21 protein-coding genes and 2 tRNA genes are annotated in these 16,698 nt (G+C 65.2%); 14 read left to right on the top strand and 9 right to left on the bottom strand.

The features are described 5' to 3' along the window. The first annotated feature begins 12 nt into the window (after nucleotides 1-12). Together HNW77_RS02265 and HNW77_RS02260 are read left to right on the top strand one after the other, a co-directional pair. Nucleotides 13-762, top strand: a complete 750-nt coding sequence (locus HNW77_RS02265) for an electron transfer flavoprotein subunit beta/FixA family protein (RefSeq protein WP_172154977.1) — start codon at nucleotides 13-15, stop codon at nucleotides 760-762. Between the two features lie 2 nt (nucleotides 763-764). Beyond that, on the top strand, nucleotides 765-1,703 hold the full coding sequence (locus HNW77_RS02260; RefSeq protein ID WP_172154975.1) for an electron transfer flavoprotein subunit alpha/FixB family protein: 939 nt from the start codon (nucleotides 765-767) through the stop codon (nucleotides 1,701-1,703). 73 nt (nucleotides 1,704-1,776) lie between these two features. Here the strand turns inward: HNW77_RS02260 and HNW77_RS02255 are convergent, their stop codons facing one another. The 3 genes from HNW77_RS02255 to HNW77_RS02245 form a co-directional block, all read right to left on the bottom strand. After that, nucleotides 1,777-1,980, bottom strand: a complete 204-nt coding sequence (locus HNW77_RS02255) for a hypothetical protein (protein ID WP_172154973.1) — start codon at nucleotides 1,978-1,980, stop codon at nucleotides 1,777-1,779. 206 nt (nucleotides 1,981-2,186) lie between these two features. Further along, on the bottom strand, nucleotides 2,187-2,333 hold the full coding sequence (locus HNW77_RS02250) for a hypothetical protein (protein WP_172154971.1): 147 nt from the start codon (nucleotides 2,331-2,333) through the stop codon (nucleotides 2,187-2,189). Beyond that, nucleotides 2,314-2,823 carry a hypothetical protein gene (locus HNW77_RS02245; protein WP_172154969.1) on the bottom strand — a complete coding sequence of 170 codons (510 nt, stop codon included), beginning with the start codon at nucleotides 2,821-2,823 and terminating at the stop codon, nucleotides 2,314-2,316. Before HNW77_RS02245 ends, HNW77_RS02250 begins: the two co-directional genes overlap by 20 nt. Before the next feature lie 527 nt (nucleotides 2,824-3,350). On the opposite strand from HNW77_RS02245, the gene HNW77_RS02240 reads away from it, so the two are divergent. Beyond that, nucleotides 3,351-4,784, top strand: coding sequence for an MATE family efflux transporter (locus tag HNW77_RS02240; protein ID WP_172154966.1), 1,434 nt, complete (start codon nucleotides 3,351-3,353; stop codon nucleotides 4,782-4,784). Between the two features lie 138 nt (nucleotides 4,785-4,922). On the opposite strand, the gene HNW77_RS02235 is transcribed toward HNW77_RS02240, so the two are convergent. The 3 genes from HNW77_RS02235 to HNW77_RS02225 form a co-directional block, all read right to left on the bottom strand. After that, nucleotides 4,923-5,138, bottom strand: a complete 216-nt coding sequence (locus HNW77_RS02235) for a dTDP-4-dehydrorhamnose 3,5-epimerase family protein (RefSeq protein ID WP_276592049.1) — start codon at nucleotides 5,136-5,138, stop codon at nucleotides 4,923-4,925. Between the two features lie 113 nt (nucleotides 5,139-5,251). Next, nucleotides 5,252-5,327 (bottom strand) — tRNA-Ala (locus tag HNW77_RS02230). Nucleotides 5,328-5,424: 97 nt separating this feature from the next. Continuing rightward, nucleotides 5,425-6,069, bottom strand: a complete 645-nt coding sequence (locus tag HNW77_RS02225; protein WP_241694242.1) for a Maf family protein — start codon at nucleotides 6,067-6,069, stop codon at nucleotides 5,425-5,427. A gap of 407 nt (nucleotides 6,070-6,476) precedes the next feature. On the opposite strand from HNW77_RS02225, the gene hemE reads away from it, so the two are divergent. From hemE to hemJ, 3 genes are read left to right on the top strand one after another with little or no spacing between them, the layout of a single operon-like run. Next, nucleotides 6,477-7,538: a uroporphyrinogen decarboxylase gene (gene hemE / locus HNW77_RS02220; RefSeq protein WP_172154963.1), complete on the top strand. Its 1,062-nt coding sequence runs from the start codon at nucleotides 6,477-6,479 to the stop codon at nucleotides 7,536-7,538. A 3-nt stretch (nucleotides 7,539-7,541) separates the two neighbouring features. Beyond that, nucleotides 7,542-8,255 carry an HAD family hydrolase gene (locus HNW77_RS02215; protein WP_172154962.1) on the top strand — a complete coding sequence of 238 codons (714 nt, stop codon included), beginning with the start codon at nucleotides 7,542-7,544 and terminating at the stop codon, nucleotides 8,253-8,255. Beyond that, nucleotides 8,248-8,697, top strand: coding sequence for a protoporphyrinogen oxidase HemJ (hemJ, locus tag HNW77_RS02210; protein WP_241694241.1), 450 nt, complete (start codon nucleotides 8,248-8,250; stop codon nucleotides 8,695-8,697). The genes HNW77_RS02215 and hemJ overlap by 8 nt, the downstream gene beginning before the upstream one ends. A 33-nt stretch (nucleotides 8,698-8,730) precedes the next feature. On the opposite strand, the gene HNW77_RS02205 is transcribed toward hemJ, so the two are convergent. Together HNW77_RS02205 and HNW77_RS02200 are read right to left on the bottom strand one after the other, a co-directional pair. Beyond that, entirely contained in the window at nucleotides 8,731-9,168 is a 438-nt protein-coding gene (locus HNW77_RS02205; protein ID WP_172154961.1) for a YjjA family protein, read from the bottom strand. A gap of 92 nt (nucleotides 9,169-9,260) precedes the next feature. Continuing rightward, nucleotides 9,261-9,581: a YggT family protein gene (locus HNW77_RS02200; protein WP_172154960.1), complete on the bottom strand. Its 321-nt coding sequence runs from the start codon at nucleotides 9,579-9,581 to the stop codon at nucleotides 9,261-9,263. A gap of 144 nt (nucleotides 9,582-9,725) precedes the next feature. Between HNW77_RS02200 and HNW77_RS02195 the strand changes: the two genes are divergently transcribed. Next, nucleotides 9,726-9,801, top strand: a tRNA-Ala gene (locus HNW77_RS02195). A 54-nt stretch (nucleotides 9,802-9,855) separates the two neighbouring features. Here HNW77_RS02195 and HNW77_RS02190 read toward each other — a convergent pair. Beyond that, nucleotides 9,856-10,212, bottom strand: a complete 357-nt coding sequence (locus HNW77_RS02190; protein ID WP_172154959.1) for a RidA family protein — start codon at nucleotides 10,210-10,212, stop codon at nucleotides 9,856-9,858. Between the two features lie 86 nt (nucleotides 10,213-10,298). Here HNW77_RS02190 and HNW77_RS02185 point away from each other — a divergent pair, with 86 nt between their 5' ends. The 7 genes from HNW77_RS02185 (at nucleotide 10,299) to HNW77_RS02155 (ending at nucleotide 16,595) form a co-directional block, all read left to right on the top strand. After that, nucleotides 10,299-10,742, top strand: coding sequence for an HPr kinase/phosphorylase (locus HNW77_RS02185; RefSeq protein ID WP_172154958.1), 444 nt, complete (start codon nucleotides 10,299-10,301; stop codon nucleotides 10,740-10,742). Between the two features lie 134 nt (nucleotides 10,743-10,876). Continuing rightward, complete coding sequence (gene rapZ / locus HNW77_RS02180) at nucleotides 10,877-11,848, top strand: RNase adapter RapZ (protein WP_187353143.1); 972 nt, start codon at nucleotides 10,877-10,879, stop codon at nucleotides 11,846-11,848. Then, entirely contained in the window at nucleotides 11,845-12,306 is a 462-nt protein-coding gene (locus HNW77_RS02175; RefSeq protein WP_172154957.1) for a PTS sugar transporter subunit IIA, read from the top strand. The genes rapZ and HNW77_RS02175 overlap by 4 nt, the downstream gene beginning before the upstream one ends. After that, nucleotides 12,296-12,595 (top strand): HPr family phosphocarrier protein, encoded by a 300-nt coding sequence (locus HNW77_RS02170; protein WP_172154956.1) that lies wholly within the window; start codon nucleotides 12,296-12,298, stop codon nucleotides 12,593-12,595. The genes HNW77_RS02175 and HNW77_RS02170 overlap by 11 nt, the downstream gene beginning before the upstream one ends. After that, nucleotides 12,582-14,420 carry a phosphoenolpyruvate--protein phosphotransferase gene (gene ptsP / locus HNW77_RS02165; protein ID WP_172154955.1) on the top strand — a complete coding sequence of 613 codons (1,839 nt, stop codon included), beginning with the start codon at nucleotides 12,582-12,584 and terminating at the stop codon, nucleotides 14,418-14,420. Before HNW77_RS02170 ends, ptsP begins: the two co-directional genes overlap by 14 nt. Next, entirely contained in the window at nucleotides 14,413-15,789 is a 1,377-nt protein-coding gene (locus HNW77_RS02160; protein WP_172155082.1) for an anthranilate synthase component I family protein, read from the top strand. Before ptsP ends, HNW77_RS02160 begins: the two co-directional genes overlap by 8 nt. Then, entirely contained in the window at nucleotides 15,786-16,595 is an 810-nt protein-coding gene (locus HNW77_RS02155) for an aminotransferase class IV (RefSeq protein WP_172154953.1), read from the top strand. The genes HNW77_RS02160 and HNW77_RS02155 overlap by 4 nt, the downstream gene beginning before the upstream one ends. Nucleotides 16,596-16,698: the final 103 nt, after the last annotated feature.

Below are 16,698 nucleotides of genomic sequence, written 5' to 3'. Positions count from 1 at the left end.
GGCAAATATGCAATGAAGGTTCTTGTACCCGTCAAGCGCGTGATTGATTACAACATCAAGCCACGTGTGAAAGCCGATGGCACCGGCGTTGAAACCGCTGGCGTCAAGATGTCCATGAATCCGTTTGACGAGATCGCGGTCGAGGAAGCCGTGCGCCTGAAGGAAAAAGGCGTAGTGAGCGAGATCATCGCCGTCTCCATCGGCGAGGCCAAGGCGCAGGACACGCTGCGCACCGCCATGGCCATGGGTGCCGACCGCTCCATCCTGGTCGAGACCGATGTGGTGACCGAGCCACTGGCCGTAGCCAAGGTGCTCAAGGCGCTGGTGGAAAAGGAAAAGCCGGACCTCATCATCCTGGGCAAGCAGGCCATTGATGATGACATGAACGCCACCGGCCAGATGCTGGCCGGCCTGCTCGACCGCCCGCAGGCCACCTTCGCCTCGAAGGTGGAAGTCGCTGATGGCGCGGTAACCGTCACGCGCGAGATCGATGGCGGGTCGCAGACCATCAAGCTGGCGCTGCCCGCCATCATCACCGCTGACCTGCGCCTTAACGAGCCGCGCTACGCCTCGCTGCCCAACATCATGAAGGCGCGCAAGAAGCCGATGGAAAAGATCACGCCCGCTGACCTGGGCGTGGACATGACCCCGCGCCTGAGCGTGGTCTCGGTGTCAGAACCGCCCGAGCGCAAGGCAGGCGTCAAGCTCGACTCGGCGGCGGAACTGGTTTCGCGCCTGCGTAACGAAGCAAAGGTGATCTGATCATGACCGTTCTCGTTTATCTCGATCATGAAGGCGGCGTGATCCGCCAGGCTTCGCGCTCCGCCATTACGGCGGCCACAAAGCTTGGTGATGTCGATGTGCTGGTCACCAGCCCCGATGCCGCTGCCGCCGCCAAGTCGGCTGCCGCCATCCCCGGCGTGAAGAAGGTGTTTGCCGTAACCGACACCACCGGCAACAGCGAACTGGCCGAGCCGGTTGCCGCCCTGCTGGCCCAGCTTGCGGGCAATTACACGCATATCCTCGCAGCTTCTTCCGCCACGGCCAAGAACGTGCTGCCGCGTGCGGCGGCCCTGCTTGATGTGCAGCCGATCCCCGATATCGTCGCCATCAACGATGCCGAGACCTTCGTGCGCCCGATCTATGCAGGCAGCGCGCTGGCCACCGTGAAGTCGGCTGATGCGAAGAAGGTGATCACGATGCGGGCCTCCGCCTTCGATCCCGCCCCGGCGGAAGGCGGCAGCGCCACCATCGAGGAAATCGCCCTGCCCGCAGGGCCGGGTGGCTCCACATTTGTCGCGACCGAGCTTTCGAAGTCCGAGCGGCCGGAACTGGAATCCGCCCGCGTGGTGGTATCGGGCGGCAACGGCATGCTCAATGAAGAGAACTTCAAGCTGCTCGAGCCGCTCGCCGACCGCCTGGGTGCTGCCATTGGCGCCTCGCGCGCGGCGGTGGACAAGGGCTTTGTCTCGAACGAATACCAGGTGGGGCAGACCGGCAAGATCGTGGCGCCGGAACTGTATATCGCCATGGGCATTTCCGGGCAGATCCAGCATCTGGCCGGCATGAAGGACAGCAAGGTCATTGTTGCCATCAACAAGGACCCCGAGGCCCCGATCTTCCAGGTGGCGGATTACGGGATCGTGGGCGACCTGTTCACCATCCTGCCGCAGCTTGAGGCGGAACTCGACAAGGCAGGCTGACCCCACCGGGCCAGTCGCCATGCAAAAGGGGTGCCGGGCGGTCTGTCCGGCGCCCCTTTTTTTTCAGGCGGGCCTATTCATTTTCCAGTACGGCATGGGCGCGGGCGACGACCGTGTCATACTCCTCCTGCGTAAGGTCGCCCCGGTGCAGCATCTCGCTCGCACGGGCCAGCGCGTCACGCGCATGGGTCACATCGGGTATGGGGTAGCGTCGGCCCGGCAGGGCAAAGGCTGAATCAGGCAGGGCATCACGTTCGGCCGCCGTCAGTCTGGACATCGGTATTCCTCCCTTAATGCAGGGGTTCCTGCCACGGGCGGGAACCGGCTTCAGCGTAATGGAGACGCCTCATGCGCGACCAGCGATAAAAGTGCTGGTCTCCTGCGCGATGATAAAATTTTTTAGGTGCTGTCTTTTTCCAAAAAGGCAGCATTCTTCGAAGCTTTTTGAAAAAAGTTTCGCCAAAAACTTCTTTTGGCAGAAGGCTACAGATCCTGCTCGACCTCATGGGCCACGTGGTGCCGCCCGTCAGGGGCAAGGCCACCGGGCAGGGGCTGCGCGGTCTCGACGGACTGCACCCGTGCCCACAGCATCGGCATGGCCACGACATAGTCACAACCAAATATGATCACATTGCACACCATGGCGCAGGACACGGTCATGAGCAGCCTGTGCCTTGCGGATATGAGATAGGCGGTGGTCACGCACAGGATTTCCAGCCATTCGATGCCAAACAGGAGGGCACTGCCATACCCCCACTGCCAGTAGGCCCATGCCCCCCTGCAGGCTGAGGGTCACCAGCAGGAACACCCCGGTCCTGTGCAGCGGTCGAAGCCGGGAGAGATGCCCAATGAGCCAGTAAGGCAGGCTCATGCACACGGTATCGTCCAGAATATTGTGTCCCAGTGCATAGATGATCTGCCTGCGCAGCACGGATGCCATAAATATCACGACCGCCAGCGGGCCTGACAGGTTTTGCAGGATCTGCTGTTCCTGCGGGCTGCGCAGGCTGTCGAGCGTGCTGCCATCGGGTTCAAACAGCCACTCCACCGCCCCGAGTAGAACGCCCATGATGCCAATGAGCAGGCAGGAATATTTTGGCGGCAGGGACATGCGGTTCATGAAGGGCGATACTTTGGCGGGTCGGATTGCGCGGCAGACTGTTCCCTTTGCCAGAAATGGACTGGTCCGATCTAATTTTTAACCCGACCAGCTCCCCCATGCGGGCCTGGCGGGATTGCACGGGCAGGGCACAAAAAAAGACAGGGCCGCCCATGGGGTGACCCTGTCAGTAGAACGTTGATACCGGAGGGTAACACGTCCAGCCCGGTATCATGACCGGATTTTATCGGTTTTTATGGAAGCCAGCGGCTTCGTGTAACCCCTTATGCCATCCACCTATTTAAACGTCAACAATAAAGATAAATAAAAATTCTATTTTACTTTTTTTGCACTGCACAATTGGCATGGTTATTTTGCACTGCACAATCAAATTTTATTATATACAGCAATAGTAAGGTGATTTTGTGCTCTGCAGCAAAAACAGGCCGGGCAGGGGTCTTGTGCCCGGTTTCAATGCCCCGCATCATGGGGCGTGACCATGGCGGCACTGGCCAGGCCGCCCCCACTGCAGCAGACAGGACACCCGAATGGGGGGACAACCCGCGACCCGACCCAAAGCCGCATTCTGCACAGGCAGCATTGTCCGCCATGTGGTGGTCATGGCGGGTACGGGGGCCATTGGCCTGATGGCGGTGTTCATTGTCGACCTGCTGAACCTTTTCTACATTTCATGGCTGGGTAACCCTGCGCTGACGGCGGCCATCGGCTTCTCGGGCGTGATCAGCTTCGTGCAGATCGCGGTATCCATCGGCCTGTCGATTGGCATCGGCGCCATCACCGGCAGGCTGATCGGCGCGGGCAGGATGGAGCAGGCGCAGCGCGTCGCATCCTCCTTTGGCGTCGTCATGCTCGGCTTCTGCCTGCTTATCGGGGTATTCACCGCATGGCTTGCGCCGCTCCTGCTGGCCCTGCTCGGGGCGCAGGGGGAGGCAGCGCGGCAGGCGGCCACGTTCCTGCGCATCGTCTCGCCCGGCCTGCCGCTGATCGCGGCGGGGATGGGGTGCTCGGGGCTGCTGCGCGCCATCGGGGCTGCGCGCATTTCCATGAATGTAACGCTGATCGGCGCCATGATCTCGGCCGTGGCCGACCCCCTGCTGATCCTGGGCCTCGGGCTGGGGCTGAAGGGGGCTGCGATCAGCACCATTTTCTCGCGCGGGATCGTGGCGCTGATGGGCTTTCGCTGCGCGCGCCGTCATGGCCTGCTGGCCTGGCCCGTGCGCACCCATGTCGTGGCCGACACAAGGCTGGTGGGGCAGGTGGCCATGCCCGCCATCCTGACCAACCTGGCAACGCCGGTGGGCAGCGTGTTCGTAACGCATGCCATGGCGGGGTTCGGGCTGGCGGCGGTGGCGGGGCAGGCGACCATCGAGCGGATCGTGCCGGTGGCCTTTGCCTTTGTCTTTGCCCTGACGGGATCGGTCGGGCCGATCATGTCGCAGAACCTCGGGGCAGGGAAGCTGGAGCGCGTGCGCGCCACACTCGTGGCCTCGCTGTGGCTGGTGGCAGGCTGCGTGGCGCTGACATGGGCCATCCTGTTCCTGACGCAGGACCTGGTGGTGCGGGTGTTTTCTGCACAGGGCACGGCGGCGATGCTGATCCACCTGTTCTGTAACTGGACCATTGCGGGCTACGTGTTCATCGGCATGCTGTTCGTGGCCAATTCCGCATTCAACAATCTGGGCCACCCGCTCTATTCCACGCTGTTCAACTGGGGGCGGGCCACGCTGGGCACCATTCCGTTCGTGTGGATGGGCATGCGTTACGGGCCGGGCGGCGTGCAGGTGGGGCAGGTGCTGGGCAGCGTACTGTTTGGCTCCTGCGCGGTGCTCACCGCCTTTTCCGTAGTGCGGCGCCTGCACCCGGGCGACCGGGCCACGCAGCAGGCCATGCCGGTCATTCCTCCGCCCCAGACCGGCGAAGCAGGCCTGATCGAACTCGACGAACTCGACCACTCGGCCTGATCACGACGCGCCGGGCTGCCTGCGTGCCACGCGTAAGGGAACCAGTCGATCACGGCGGAAAAAGGCGGCGCCGCTGCATCATGCGCCGAGACAATGACCTGCCCGTCGGCCACGGGCCATTCAATGCCCAGTGTCACATCATTTAAGCGCAGGTGGGGTCGGAGGGGAGCGTGCATGGCAGTGCCCCTCCGTATGGTCGGCCAACGTGCACAAACCGTGCAGGAATCCCGGCGGTATCCAGGACTGGCCGCCATTTTCGGCATTCAGGGTCGCGCCCACCCATTGCCCGAACGTAGGCGAACCGGCGCGCACATCCACCGCCACATCCCATATCCCCCTGCGCGTGCGCCGCACCAGTTTGCCCTGGGCATGAGGGGTTCCCTGAGCATGAAGCCCTCATGCAGAACATGAAGGCACTGGCCAGATCATTCATCAATAATATTTTTGGGGTACCAGATTAAGGAATCTGGTGGAGCCAAGGGGAGTCGAACCCCTGACCTCCTGAATGCCATTCAGGCGCTCTCCCAACTGAGCTATGGCCCCACTGTTCCGACGGTGCAGGCCATCTGCATGGCCACCGTGGTCCGGTGACGGGGGTATAACCGCAAGCGCAGACCGATGCAACCCCCCTTTAACCGATTCAGGGCAAGATAATGTCCTGCCCGCGCAGGGCGGCAAGCAGGGGCAGCAGTGGCAGGCCCATAATGGCCGACTGTTCCCCCTCGATGCGGGAGAAAAGCTGGATTCCCGGCCCTTCAAGCCGGTAGCACCCCACGCAGGACAGAATCGCCTCGCCCTCGGCGGCCAGATACCACGCAAGAAAGGACTCGCTGAACGCACGCATGTGCAGCACGGGGCAGGCGACATGGTGCCAGACCTCGCGGCCATCGCGCCACAGGCTCACGGCCGTGTGCAGCACATGCGCCCGGCCCCGCAGGCGCAGCAGTTGCGCACGGGCCGCGCTGCGGTCTTGTGGCTTGTCGAACCATTCCGCCCCGCAGGACAGGATCTGGTCCGCGCCAATCACCACCGTGCCGGGTGCGACCGGAACCGCCCGGGCCTTGGCGCGGGCGAGTTCAAGGGCGGCAGTACTGGCATCGTGCCCGGCAGCGCGCTGGGCCGCGCGAATGGCGTGTTCATCCACATCCGCCGCCATGAACCGGGCCACAAGCCCCGCCGATTCCACCAGTGCGCGCCGCGCGGCCGAGCGGCTGGCCAGTACTATCGGCGGCGACTCCACCTGTAATGGGGTGGGCTTTAGTACTAAACTGGAGTCGTCCGGCATCGCGCTCTCCGTACTGCGGAAGTGAAACATTTAATTCGGGCCTCTGGAGTACTGGGGTACATGGGGACAGTACTCCAAACAATTCTGTGCCGTACCGAGTACCGTGGACAACGTGTACCCGCCCCATTCCGGTGAGTTGTACACAGCCTTATGTCGGTACATTCGGGATAACTTTCCGACTCCGTGGGAATCCTTGGAGTCGGAAACGGTACACACTGTGGGGAAAACGGGGTACATTTTCGGAAACATGGGTACCCCGTGATCCACAGCACTAAAAGCACATCAAGAAATTTCTTTCTCTTTTCTTTTATTGTTTTGAAAGGGGCGCGCGCGTTGTGCCCTGCCCGCTATCCGTCAGCCCGAAAGTACGAGATAGTCCGGCCACAACGAAACAGAACGACGGATCGATGACAGCAACACGCAAACCCCTGCTCGCCACCCTGTTGGGAGAGGCGACCTGGCCCCCTCCGGTATGGCTGATGCGGCAGGCGGGCCGGTTCCTGCCGGAATTCCGGGCCTTGCGTGAAAAGGCGGATTTCATAACCCGCTGCATGACCCCCGACATGGCCGTCGAGATCACGCTGCAACCCATCCGCCGTTTTGGCATGGATGGGGCCATCCTGTTCTCCGATATCCTGATCCTGCCCTGGGCCATGGGGCAGTCGCTGGAATTCGTGCCGGGCCGGGGGCCTGTCCTGGGGGCCGTGCGCTCACAGGCCGATCTCGACCGGCTTGATCCGGGCCGCGTGGCGCAGGCGGTTGAGCCGGTGATGCAGACCCTGCGCAGGCTGCGGGCCATTGTCGACGGGCCGGAGGCGATCGGGCCGGCACGACCGGGGCAGGTGACGCTGATCGGGTTTGCAGGCGCGCCGTTTACGGTGGCGTGCTACATGGTGGAAGGCCATGGCTCGCGTGAGTTCGAGGAAACCCGCAAACTCGCCTATACCGACCCCGCGTTCTTTGACCGGCTGATCGACCTGCTCACCACCTCGACGGCGGATATGCTGTGCGCCCAGATCGAGGCGGGGGCCGAAGCGGTCATGCTGTTCGATAGCTGGTCGGGCCTGCTGCCGCCCTCGCAGTTCCGCAAGCATGTGATTGAACCGGCGAAGCGCATCACCGCCATCATCAACGCCCGCCACCCCGGCGTGCCGGTTATCGGCTTCCCCCGGCTGGCGGGGCTGATGGCGGTTGAATACGGGCGTGAGACCGGCGTGAACGCCATGGCGCTCGATACCGGAGCGGATATGAAGGCCGTGGCCGACAAGGTGCCCGGCACGCTGGTGCTGCAGGGCAATCTCGACCCCATCCGCGTCCTGGCAGGCGGCGAAGGCATGCGTACGGAAGCGCGTGCCATCCGCGACGCCATGAAGGGCCGCCCTCATGTGTTCAACCTTGGCCACGGCGTCATTCCCACCACGCCGCCCGAGCATGTGGGCGACCTGATCAAGACCATCCGGGAGGTCTGAGCCATGCTGCCCTCTGCCCTGCGCCCCGATGGCGCGCTCAGGCTGGTCATTTTCGATTGCGATGGCGTGCTGATCGACAGCGAAGGCCCGTCATGCCGCATGATCGCCCGCACCCTGCGCGACTATGGCCCCGAGATCAGCGATGAGGACGCCGTGCGCCGCTTCGCGGGTCACGCCCTGACCGCGCTCAAGCACGAGATCGAGGATGCGGAGGGCATCAGCCTGCCTGCTGACTGGCCCGCCCGGATGCAGCGCAACCTCGTCACCCTCATGCGCAGTGAGGCGGAAACCATCGCGGGCGCGCCTGCCATGCTGCGCGGCGTAGCTTCGCTGGGGCTGCCCTACCGCATCGGCTCCAATTCCTCGGTAGAGGAAATGGAGGCCAAATTCGGCCGCACGGGGCTCGATGCGCTGATTGCGCCCGCCAGCATCCACTCCGCGCGTGACATGGGCCAGCCCAAGCCGGACCCGGCGGTCTATCTGGCGGCGGCCAGGGCGCAGGGCGTGCCGCCGGAATGCTGCATCGTGCTGGAAGATACCGATACCGGCGCCCGTGCCGCGCAGGCGGCGGGCATGGGCTGCGTGCTGCTGCGCGCGCCCGAACTGCCCGCACCCCAGTGGCCGGGGCTGCTGCGCATCGCGCATCTGGATGAATTCGTGCCGCTGCTCAGCCGCATCCTGGCCAGCCAGAAGCAGGCGGGCTGCGTGAATGGGTAGCGCCCTCATTCCCTTCATGCTGTGGCTCAAGGCGTTCCACATCATGTCGCTGATTGCATGGATGGCGGGGCTGTTCTACCTGCCGCGCCTGTTTGTCTATCACTGCCAGGTCGCACCCGGTTCATCGGAATCAGCCCGGTTCAAGGTGATGGAATACAAGCTGCTGCGCTTCATCATGGCGCCTGCCATGATCAGCACCTTCGTGTTTGGCGGGCTGCTGGCCGCCATACCCGGCGTGATCGACTGGCATGCGGCGTGGTGGCCGGTCAAACTGGCCTGCGTGCTGGCGCTGGCGGGCTTTCAGGGGGCATGCGGGCGGTGGCGGCGTGACTTCGCCAATGACCGCAATACGCGGCCCGAACGCTTCTATCGCATGGCCAATGAAGTGCCGACCGTGCTGATGATGGTCATTGTCATCATGGTGGTGGTCCGCCCGTTCTGAACCGAGCAGGCGGACCCCCGTAACGCCCGTGGATCAGAGCAGCGACTTGCCCTGCTTGAGCACGGCGTTGCAGACCTTGGTGGTGACCTTCTGCTTGAGGTTGCCCTTGAGCGTGGCGAGCGAGAAGGTGTTGCCGTTGCCGGTATCAAGAATGCCGTTCTGGCCGTTGGTGTACTGGCTGCCCGTGGTATCAAGCCCGGCCTTCTGCTTGAGCGAGGACAGCAGGGTGGTGGGGCTGTTGCCCTGCAGGTAGTTGTTCTGCACGCAGTAGCCCAGCAGGCCCGTGACGTTGGAAGGGGCCAGCGAGGAAACGGAGGGGGCGTTCATGCCACTGCCCGAGAGCAGGTTCGATGCGTCGCCACCCAGGCCGCCAAGCCCGCCAAAGCCTTCCGCATGTGCCGGAGCGGCAGCGAGGGCCGCAGTCAGGGGCAGGGCGGCGAGAAATGCCAGGAAACGGTTCGATTTTTTCATGTGAATACTAACTCCTGAAAATGCGGTCCGCGTGAAAAAGCAGGGCCCGTTCCCCCATTATAGGCCGCACGGCGGCGGCGGGGATAGTCCGCTTACATCGGGGGGGTGAGCAACATGGCCTCGATCCTGAACAGGATCGGCAGCGCCAGGTACTGGATCAGCAGCAGCAGGACCAGCGGGCTGAAATCCATGTTGCCAAAGTTGGGCAGCACGCTGCGTATGGGGCGCAGCACCGGTTCGGTCATGCGGTACAGGAAATTGCCGATATTCCACACGATCGGGTTGCGCTGGTCGAGAATGCCGAAGGCCAGCAGGAAGCTGAACAGGCACGAGACCAGCACCACATAGGTGTAAAGCTGTATCAGTTCAGCCAGCAGGCTAAAGAGTATGGGGATCAACGGGCCAACTTTCATAGGTGACGACACACGGGAATCTAGTGTCGTCAGGGAGCGCATACAACCGCCATGCACCGCCAGTTCGGTGCGGGAAATGAGGCACAGGCCAAAATTTGGCCTTGACTTGCGCCCGGTGCAGGTTATCTATCGCGCGAGGATTGTGGGGCTGTAGCTCAGATGGGAGAGCGCCTCGTTCGCAATGAGGAGGTCAGGGGTTCGATTCCCCTCAGCTCCACCACGATCCCCTCCTGATTCCATACAGATTGCAGCGCGTCGTTCAGGCTGATGCCCTTCAGGCGTCTTCCTCGCCCGGTCCGGTCGTGGCGAGCAGTTCGATCTCGGCCAGTTGCCCCGGCTGTTCAAACCCCTTGACCAGGCGCAGCGTGGTGGCGGGGCAGGTGCGGGCGAACAGGTCGTTGAGCAGCGGGAAACAGGCGGCAAAGCCTGCCGTGTCATGCAGCATGAAGATGATGCGCGTCACGTTCTCCGCCCCCATGCCCTGGCTGGCCAACTGGTCCATGCCCGTCATGAGCGCCTGGCGGATCTGGCCAAACAGTTCAGGGGAGAAGCCGCCGGTCTGCGCGTTGATCCCGGTCAGGTGCCGGAGGTGAAGTTCGGACTGCGGGCGCAACGACGTGTTTTCTTCCATCTGTCAAAGAATCATGAAGTCGCCATGTTTTGTCCATAAAAATTTTTCCTTTCCCGAAACAGCGCCCTGTCCGGTAAAGCACGGGCATGAACGCACCGCTCCACATCCATGCCTCCTGTGCCGCGCGCGGTGCGCAGGGCGTTCTGCTCATGGGGCCATCGGGGGCGGGCAAGTCGGACCTGCTGCTGCGCCTGATCGATGCGGGCTATGCCCTCGTGGCCGATGACCAGGTCTGCCTGCACGCGGGGTGGGCCAGCCCGCCTCCCGCCCTTGCGGGCTTGCTCGAGGTACGCGGCATCGGCATCATCCGCATGGCGTGGCAGGAGCGGGTGCGGGTGGTGGCGCTTGCAAGGCTGGTGGCGCCGCCCGATTATGCCCCCCGCCTGCCACCGGCACCCGAACCCGACGCGCTGGCCGGCGTGCCCGTGTTCCGCCTCGACCCGGCCCGGCCCTCGGCCGTGGCGCGCGTGGGGCTGATCCTTGACTGCGTTGCCGGACGCAGCCAATTGCTGGGTGAAAGACAGATGTGATGCGGCTGCCACTTTCCATGCTTGCCCTTTCGGGGGAGAATGGGTTCAGGAAAAGGTTTCGATCCCGCCATGATACAGCGATCTGTCATCCGGCAAATGGCTGAGAGAAGTCAGGGTTTTGCGTGACTGACACCATGCATGAAGACACACCTCTCCCCCGTCGCATCCTGCTTGTGACCGGCCTGTCCGGGGCAGGAAAATCCTCGATTCTGCGTATTCTGGAGGATCTGGGGCATGAGGTGATCGACAATCCGCCGCTGGGCATGCTCGATGAGATCGTGGCCCGTGCCGAGCGCCCGGTGGCCATTGGCGTGGATTCGCGCACGCGTGGCTTCGATGCCTCCGCCGTGCTGGCCGCCCTGGCCCGGCTGCGCGTCAACCCCGCCCTCAATGCCGAACTGATCTACGCCACGGCGGAGGAAAGCGTGCTGCTCAGCCGCTACACCGCCACCCGCAGGCGCCACCCGCAGGCCGTGCACGGCACGGTCAAGGAAGGGATCGAGGCCGAGATCCGCCTGACCTCTCCCCTGCGCGAGGCCGCCGATGTGGTGATCGACACCTCCGACCTGCCCCCGCCCGAGTTGCGCCAGCTTGTCGAGGCCCGCTTTGGCGAATGGTCGGCAGGCGGGCTTGATGGCCTGACCGTCGCCCTGATGTCCTTCGCCTTCCCCGCCGGTCTCCCGCGTGAGGCGGATATGGTGTTTGATGCCCGCTTCCTCACCAACCCGTATTACGACCCCGCCCTGTCAGCCATGACCGGGCTGGATGCGGCCGTGGCGGATTATGTGGCAAACGACCCTGATTATGCCGAATTCCTTGATCGCATGGCGGGGCTGCTCGAACTCGTGCTGCCGCGCTTCGTGCGCGAGGGCAAGAAATACGCCACCATCGCCATTGGCTGCTCGGGCGGGCGGCACCGTTCCGTCACCCTTGTCGAGGCATTGGCGCAGCGGCTGGCGCAGCGTGCCGACAGTCCTCACCCCCATGATGCATGGCCCGTCGTGATCATGCACCGTGAACTGGCCCGCCAGGGTCGCAGTAGCTGGCGCTGGGCCAACCGCCCGCGCGGGCTGGCCGAACCAACGGAGCAGGCGGACCCACGATGATCGGTCTTGTATTCGTGATGCATGGCGTTCTGGGCGAGACGCTGAAGGCGGAACTCGAACATGTGGTCGGCCCCCAGGCGCAGGCCACGGTGTTCAATGTCACGGCGGCCTCGCTGCCCGGTACCTGCCGTGCGCCGTTGCGCCAGGCCATCGAGTCGGTCGATAGCGGGCAGGGCGTGATCCTGCTGACCGACATGTTTGGCAGCACGCCATCCAATGTTGCGATTTCCGTGCTGGAGAACGACCGCGTGGAAGTACTCGCCGGCGTCAACATGCCCATGCTGGTCAAGCTGGCGCAGATGCGCGGCCAGGTGGGTCTGCAGGAATGCCTGCATGGCGCGGAAGAGGCGGGCAGGCGCTATATTTCGGTCGCATCCCACCTGCCTGCCGCCTGCCTGTCGGGCGTGGGAGCCTGCGCGGGCGAGGCCGCGGACAGCGTGGTCGGTCATGGTGGCTGAGCCCGTGGCGCAGGCGGCACCCCGGCGGGCGGATGTGGGCATTGTCAACCAGCGCGGGCTGCATGCGCGGGCGGCGGCCAGATTCGTCACGGTGGCGGAAAAATTCGATGCGACCATCGACGTGACCCATGCGGGCATGACCGTTCCGGGTCATTCCATCATGGGGCTCATGATGCTGGGGGCGGGAAAGGGCGAGACAATCGGCATCACGGCCCACGGCCCGCAGGCGGAACGCGCGCTTGCGGCCCTCGTGCGGTTGGTCGGGGCCGGATTTGATGAAGACGACTGAACGCAGCACCGCGCGTCGCCCCCGCGCCGGTGAGGTACGGCTGGAAGGCCAGCCCGTTTCATCAGGCGTGGCCATTGGCCATGCCGCCATCGCGCATGACCCCGACCCCCCACCCATCGACACCACGCGGCGCGACTGCGACCCCGCCCATGAACGCGCCCGCCTGCATGAGGCCATAACCCGCTCCACCGCCCAGCTGCGCCGCCTGCATGACCGCCTGGCCCTGCTGCCGGAAGACGGGCAGGTGGAAATCGGCTCCCTGCTTGAAGTCTATCGCCGCATGCTCGGCCCCTCGCGCCTGCGGCGCGGCATCGAGGCGCGGCTGGGCCATGGCATGCTGGCCGAGGCCGCCGTGCAGCTTGAAACCGAGGCCCTGGCCGCCTTCATGCTCAGCCCCCCCGGTCGCCCCGCGCCTGAAGGCGAGGATGCGGTGGCGGCAAGGCGGCGCGCGGGCGAGTTCCGCGAGATCGGGCGCAGGCTGGTGCGCAACCTTAGCGGCACGCCATACCGGTCGTTTTCCGCCATCCCTGATGGCGCGATCCTTGTGGCCGAGCAGTTGCGCCCCGCCGATGCCGCCCTGATCGACCCCTCGCGCATTGCCGCCGTGGTCACGGAGGAAGGTGGCAGCACCGGGCATACCGCCATCCTGCTGCGCGCCCTTGGCATCCCCGCCGTGCTGGCCACCCATGGGCTGCTGGCGCGCATCGGGCGGCGTACGCGGCTGGTGGTCGATGGCACCACCGGGCAAGTCATTCTCCGGCCTTCCACCCGCACGGCGGCAGCGGCCCGGGTGGCGGTGGCGGCCTATGCGCGGGAGCGCCAGGCACTTGGCCGCCTGCGCCGCCTGCCTGCCCGCCTGTCGAGCGGTGAGGTGCTGACATTGCAGGCCAATCTGGAAATACCGGCCGAACTGCCCATGATCGCGCAGTCAGGTGCGGCCGGCATCGGGCTGCTGCGCAGCGAATTCCTGTTCATGAATGCCGGGACCCTGCCTGATGAAGCCCGGCAGGAATCACTTTACCGCCCGCTGATCGAGGCCATGTCGGGCGATCCGGTCACGATCCGCGTGGTGGACTGGGGCAGCGAGAAGAACAGCGATGCCCTGGCACAGGCCGGCATCGGGGCGGGCAGCGATGTCAATCCGGCGCTGGGGGTGCGCGGCATCAGGCTGCTCCTGCGCCATCGCGCCCTGCTGGAAACGCAGTTTGCCGCCATCCTGCGCGCGGCCACCGCGGGTCCGGTGCGGGTGCTGCTGCCCATGGTCTCAAGCCCGGCGGAACTGCATGCGGCGCGTGAGGTCTATGCCCGCGTGGGGCGCAGGCTGCGGCGCAAGGGGGTGGACATACCCGATCCGCTGCCGCCGCTTGGCATCATGATCGAAACGCCCGCCGCAGCCCTCATGGCCGATGTGCTGGCGCAGGAGGCCGAATTCCTGGCCATCGGCACCAATGACCTGACCATGTATACCCTGGCGGCTGACCGCGCGGCGACGGATGTGGCAGGGCTGTATGACCCGCTGCACCCCGCCGTGCTGCGGCTTGTGCGCCTTGCGGCCGATGCGGGGCTGCGCCAGCGCAGGCCGGTCTCGCTGTGCGGCGAGATGGCGTCCGACCCGCTGGCCGTGCCGTTGATGGTGGGGCTGGGGGTGCGGTCGTTTTCCATGCATGCCTCCGCCGTGCCGCATGTGAAGCGCGCCGTGCGGGCAGCGGCGATGGATGACTGCCGCCGCATGGCCTGCCGCGCGCTCGAGGCTGCCGACGGGCCGGAAGTCAGCGCCATGCTGATGGCCTATGCCGCCACCCTGCGGCACGCTGGTGATGGCTAGCCCCGCGCCCTGCCTGTCCGTGGCCTGGCGGGATGTGGATGACGTGCTGGCCGCGTGGGGTGGGAGCCCCGGCTTTGCCTGCCTTGATAGTGGCGGCCCGGTCGGCCCGCGCGCGCGCTGGACCATCATCTGCCGCAACCCCGTGCGCTGGATCGCGCAGCATGATGGCACATGCTGGCTTGATGGCACGCCGGTTGCGCACGATCTGCCATGCCTGCTGCGGCAGTGCGTGCCGGGTGGCGCCTGCCCGCCCGCGGTCCCGTTTGCCGGGGGCGCGATCGGTTTTATCGGCTATGGCGCGGGCCAGCGCATGGAAGGCATCGGCACGCGGCATGGCGCAGGCGATGATGGCCCTGAGGCCGCTTTTGGCGTGTATGACCATGCCTTCGTGCTCGATCGCGAGACGGGCCGCGCCTGGCTGGCGGGAACCGGCCTTGATGGCCCGCGCGCGGCTGGGCTGGTGGCGCAATGGGCGGCGATTGGTCCGGCAGCCACACCCCTGCCGCTGCCCGCATTGCGTTTCAGGCCCGATCAGGATGGGGCAGCCTATCGCGCCGCCGTGGCGCAGGCCGTGGCCCGGATTGCAGCGGGCGAGGTGTTTCAGGTCAACATCACCGGGCGCATGCAGGCCGCCCGCCCGCCCGGGCTTGCGGCGGTTGATGTCTACCGCACGCTACGTGTCACATCGCCCGCGCCGTTCGGGGCCTTTGTGGCGGGCAGGGACGGGTTTGCGCTGCTCGGTGCCTCGCCCGAGCGTTTTTTAAGCCTTGATGGCGCAGGCCGGGTCAGCACCCGGCCCATCAAGGGCACGGCCGCGCGTGGCGCCACCGCGCAGGACGATGCCCGCCTGGCCCACGCCCTGCGGCACGACCCCAAGGAGCAGGCCGAGAACCTGATGATCGTTGACCTCATGCGCAACGATATCGGGCGCGTGGCCCAACTGGGCAGCATCGCGGTGCCGGAGCTTTTCGCGGTCGAGCAGTTTGCGCATGTGCACCATCTGGTGTCCGAAATAACGGGGCGGCTGGGGCCGGGGCGCGATGCGTATGACCTGCTGGCCGCTACCGTGCCGCCCGGTTCGGTCACCGGCGCGCCCAAGCACCGCGCCATGCAGGTGATCGATGCACTCGAGGCCTCGCCCCGTGGGGCCTATTGCGGCACGGTGGTGCGGATCGGCTGCGATGGCGCGATGGACAGCGCCGTCATCATCCGCACGCTGGTGCTTACGCGCGACCACGTTACGGCAGCAGCAGGCGGCGGTATTACCGTGGAGTCCGACCCGGAGCGCGAATACCGCGAGATGCAGCTCAAGATTGCAGCCCTGCTGGCCCTGTTCGGACCACAGGCGGCGGAAGGAAACATGCCATGACCCCTGCCAGCCTGCCTGTCTGGCTCAATGGCCGCATCATCGATCAGGCCGAGGCCCGCATCGACCCGGCGGACCGGGGGCTGCTGCTGGGTGATGGCCTGTTCGAGACCATGCGCGTGGCGGGTGGCGGGGTGCGGCATTTCACACTTCATATGGAGCGGCTGGCGCATGGCGCTGGCGTGCTCATGCTGCCGCCACCCGACAGGGGCCTGATCGCGCGGGCGGCGGCCGACCTGCTGGCGGCGTGCGGGTTGCAGAATGGTTCGCTGCGGCTGACATTCACCCGTGGTCCCGGCCCGCGCGGGCTGCTGCCGCCGCCCCAGGTACGGCCCACCCTGCTGCTGACTGCAACCGCCAACCTGCCGCCCGCAACCCCCGTGCGGCTGGCAACAGCCAGCCACCGGCGCGATGAGGAGAGCGTGCTTTCGCGCATCAAGAGCCTGAACTACCTGCCCTCCATCCTGGCGCGGATGGAGGCGGCCGGTCAGGGCGCGGATGATGCGCTGCTGCTCAACCGGGCAGGGCACGTGGCCGAGACGAGTGCCAGCACGCTTGTGGCGGTCAGGGATGGGGCGGCGCTTACGCCCCCCGTGCGCGACGGCGCCCTGCCCGGCATCGCCCGTGGCGTGCTGCTTGCGGCAGGCATGCTGCGCGAAAGCCGCCTCAGCCCCGCCATGCTGCGCGGCGCCGAGGCGGTTTTTGCCCTGAACAGCCTGTGCGCGCGTGAAGTGGTGGCGATCGACGGCCACGAACTGCCGCGCCAGCCCGCCTTTCTGGCCCAGCTGGTCGCGCCTCTTGATGGCTGATTTTGCGCCCGTCGGGAGGAAAGTGACAAAAGTTTCTGGGTGCCGCCTTTTTTCAAAAAGGTAGTTTGTTTTACAAAGCTTTTTGAAAAAAGCTTCACCAAAA

The organism is Komagataeibacter melomenusus (assembly GCF_013155395.1).
Taxonomy (GTDB): domain Bacteria; phylum Pseudomonadota; class Alphaproteobacteria; order Acetobacterales; family Acetobacteraceae; genus Komagataeibacter; species Komagataeibacter melomenusus.
This window is presented reverse-complemented; position numbering and strand designations above follow the sequence as displayed.

Coding starts and splice junctions, on each gene's coding strand:
- HNW77_RS02265 (WP_172154977.1), top strand. CDS start 13: ATGAAGGTTCTTGTACCCGTCAAGCGCGTGATTGATTACAACATCAAG.
- HNW77_RS02260 (WP_172154975.1), top strand. CDS start 765: ATGACCGTTCTCGTTTATCTCGATCATGAAGGCGGCGTGATCCGCCAG.
- HNW77_RS02255 (WP_172154973.1), bottom strand. CDS start 1,980: ATGTCCAGACTGACGGCGGCCGAACGTGATGCCCTGCCTGATTCAGCC.
- HNW77_RS02245 (WP_172154969.1), bottom strand. CDS start 2,823: ATGAACCGCATGTCCCTGCCGCCAAAATATTCCTGCCTGCTCATTGGC.
- HNW77_RS02240 (WP_172154966.1), top strand. CDS start 3,351: ATGGGGGGACAACCCGCGACCCGACCCAAAGCCGCATTCTGCACAGGC.
- HNW77_RS02225 (WP_241694242.1), bottom strand. CDS start 6,069: ATGCCGGACGACTCCAGTTTAGTACTAAAGCCCACCCCATTACAGGTG.
- hemE (WP_172154963.1), top strand. CDS start 6,477: ATGACAGCAACACGCAAACCCCTGCTCGCCACCCTGTTGGGAGAGGCG.
- HNW77_RS02215 (WP_172154962.1), top strand. CDS start 7,542: ATGCTGCCCTCTGCCCTGCGCCCCGATGGCGCGCTCAGGCTGGTCATT.
- hemJ (WP_241694241.1), top strand. CDS start 8,248: ATGGGTAGCGCCCTCATTCCCTTCATGCTGTGGCTCAAGGCGTTCCAC.
- HNW77_RS02205 (WP_172154961.1), bottom strand. CDS start 9,168: ATGAAAAAATCGAACCGTTTCCTGGCATTTCTCGCCGCCCTGCCCCTG.
- HNW77_RS02200 (WP_172154960.1), bottom strand. CDS start 9,581: ATGAAAGTTGGCCCGTTGATCCCCATACTCTTTAGCCTGCTGGCTGAA.
- HNW77_RS02190 (WP_172154959.1), bottom strand. CDS start 10,212: ATGGAAGAAAACACGTCGTTGCGCCCGCAGTCCGAACTTCACCTCCGG.
- HNW77_RS02185 (WP_172154958.1), top strand. CDS start 10,299: ATGAACGCACCGCTCCACATCCATGCCTCCTGTGCCGCGCGCGGTGCG.
- rapZ (WP_187353143.1), top strand. CDS start 10,877: ATGCATGAAGACACACCTCTCCCCCGTCGCATCCTGCTTGTGACCGGC.
- HNW77_RS02175 (WP_172154957.1), top strand. CDS start 11,845: ATGATCGGTCTTGTATTCGTGATGCATGGCGTTCTGGGCGAGACGCTG.
- HNW77_RS02170 (WP_172154956.1), top strand. CDS start 12,296: ATGGTGGCTGAGCCCGTGGCGCAGGCGGCACCCCGGCGGGCGGATGTG.
- ptsP (WP_172154955.1), top strand. CDS start 12,582: ATGAAGACGACTGAACGCAGCACCGCGCGTCGCCCCCGCGCCGGTGAG.
- HNW77_RS02160 (WP_172155082.1), top strand. CDS start 14,413: ATGGCTAGCCCCGCGCCCTGCCTGTCCGTGGCCTGGCGGGATGTGGAT.
- HNW77_RS02155 (WP_172154953.1), top strand. CDS start 15,786: ATGACCCCTGCCAGCCTGCCTGTCTGGCTCAATGGCCGCATCATCGAT.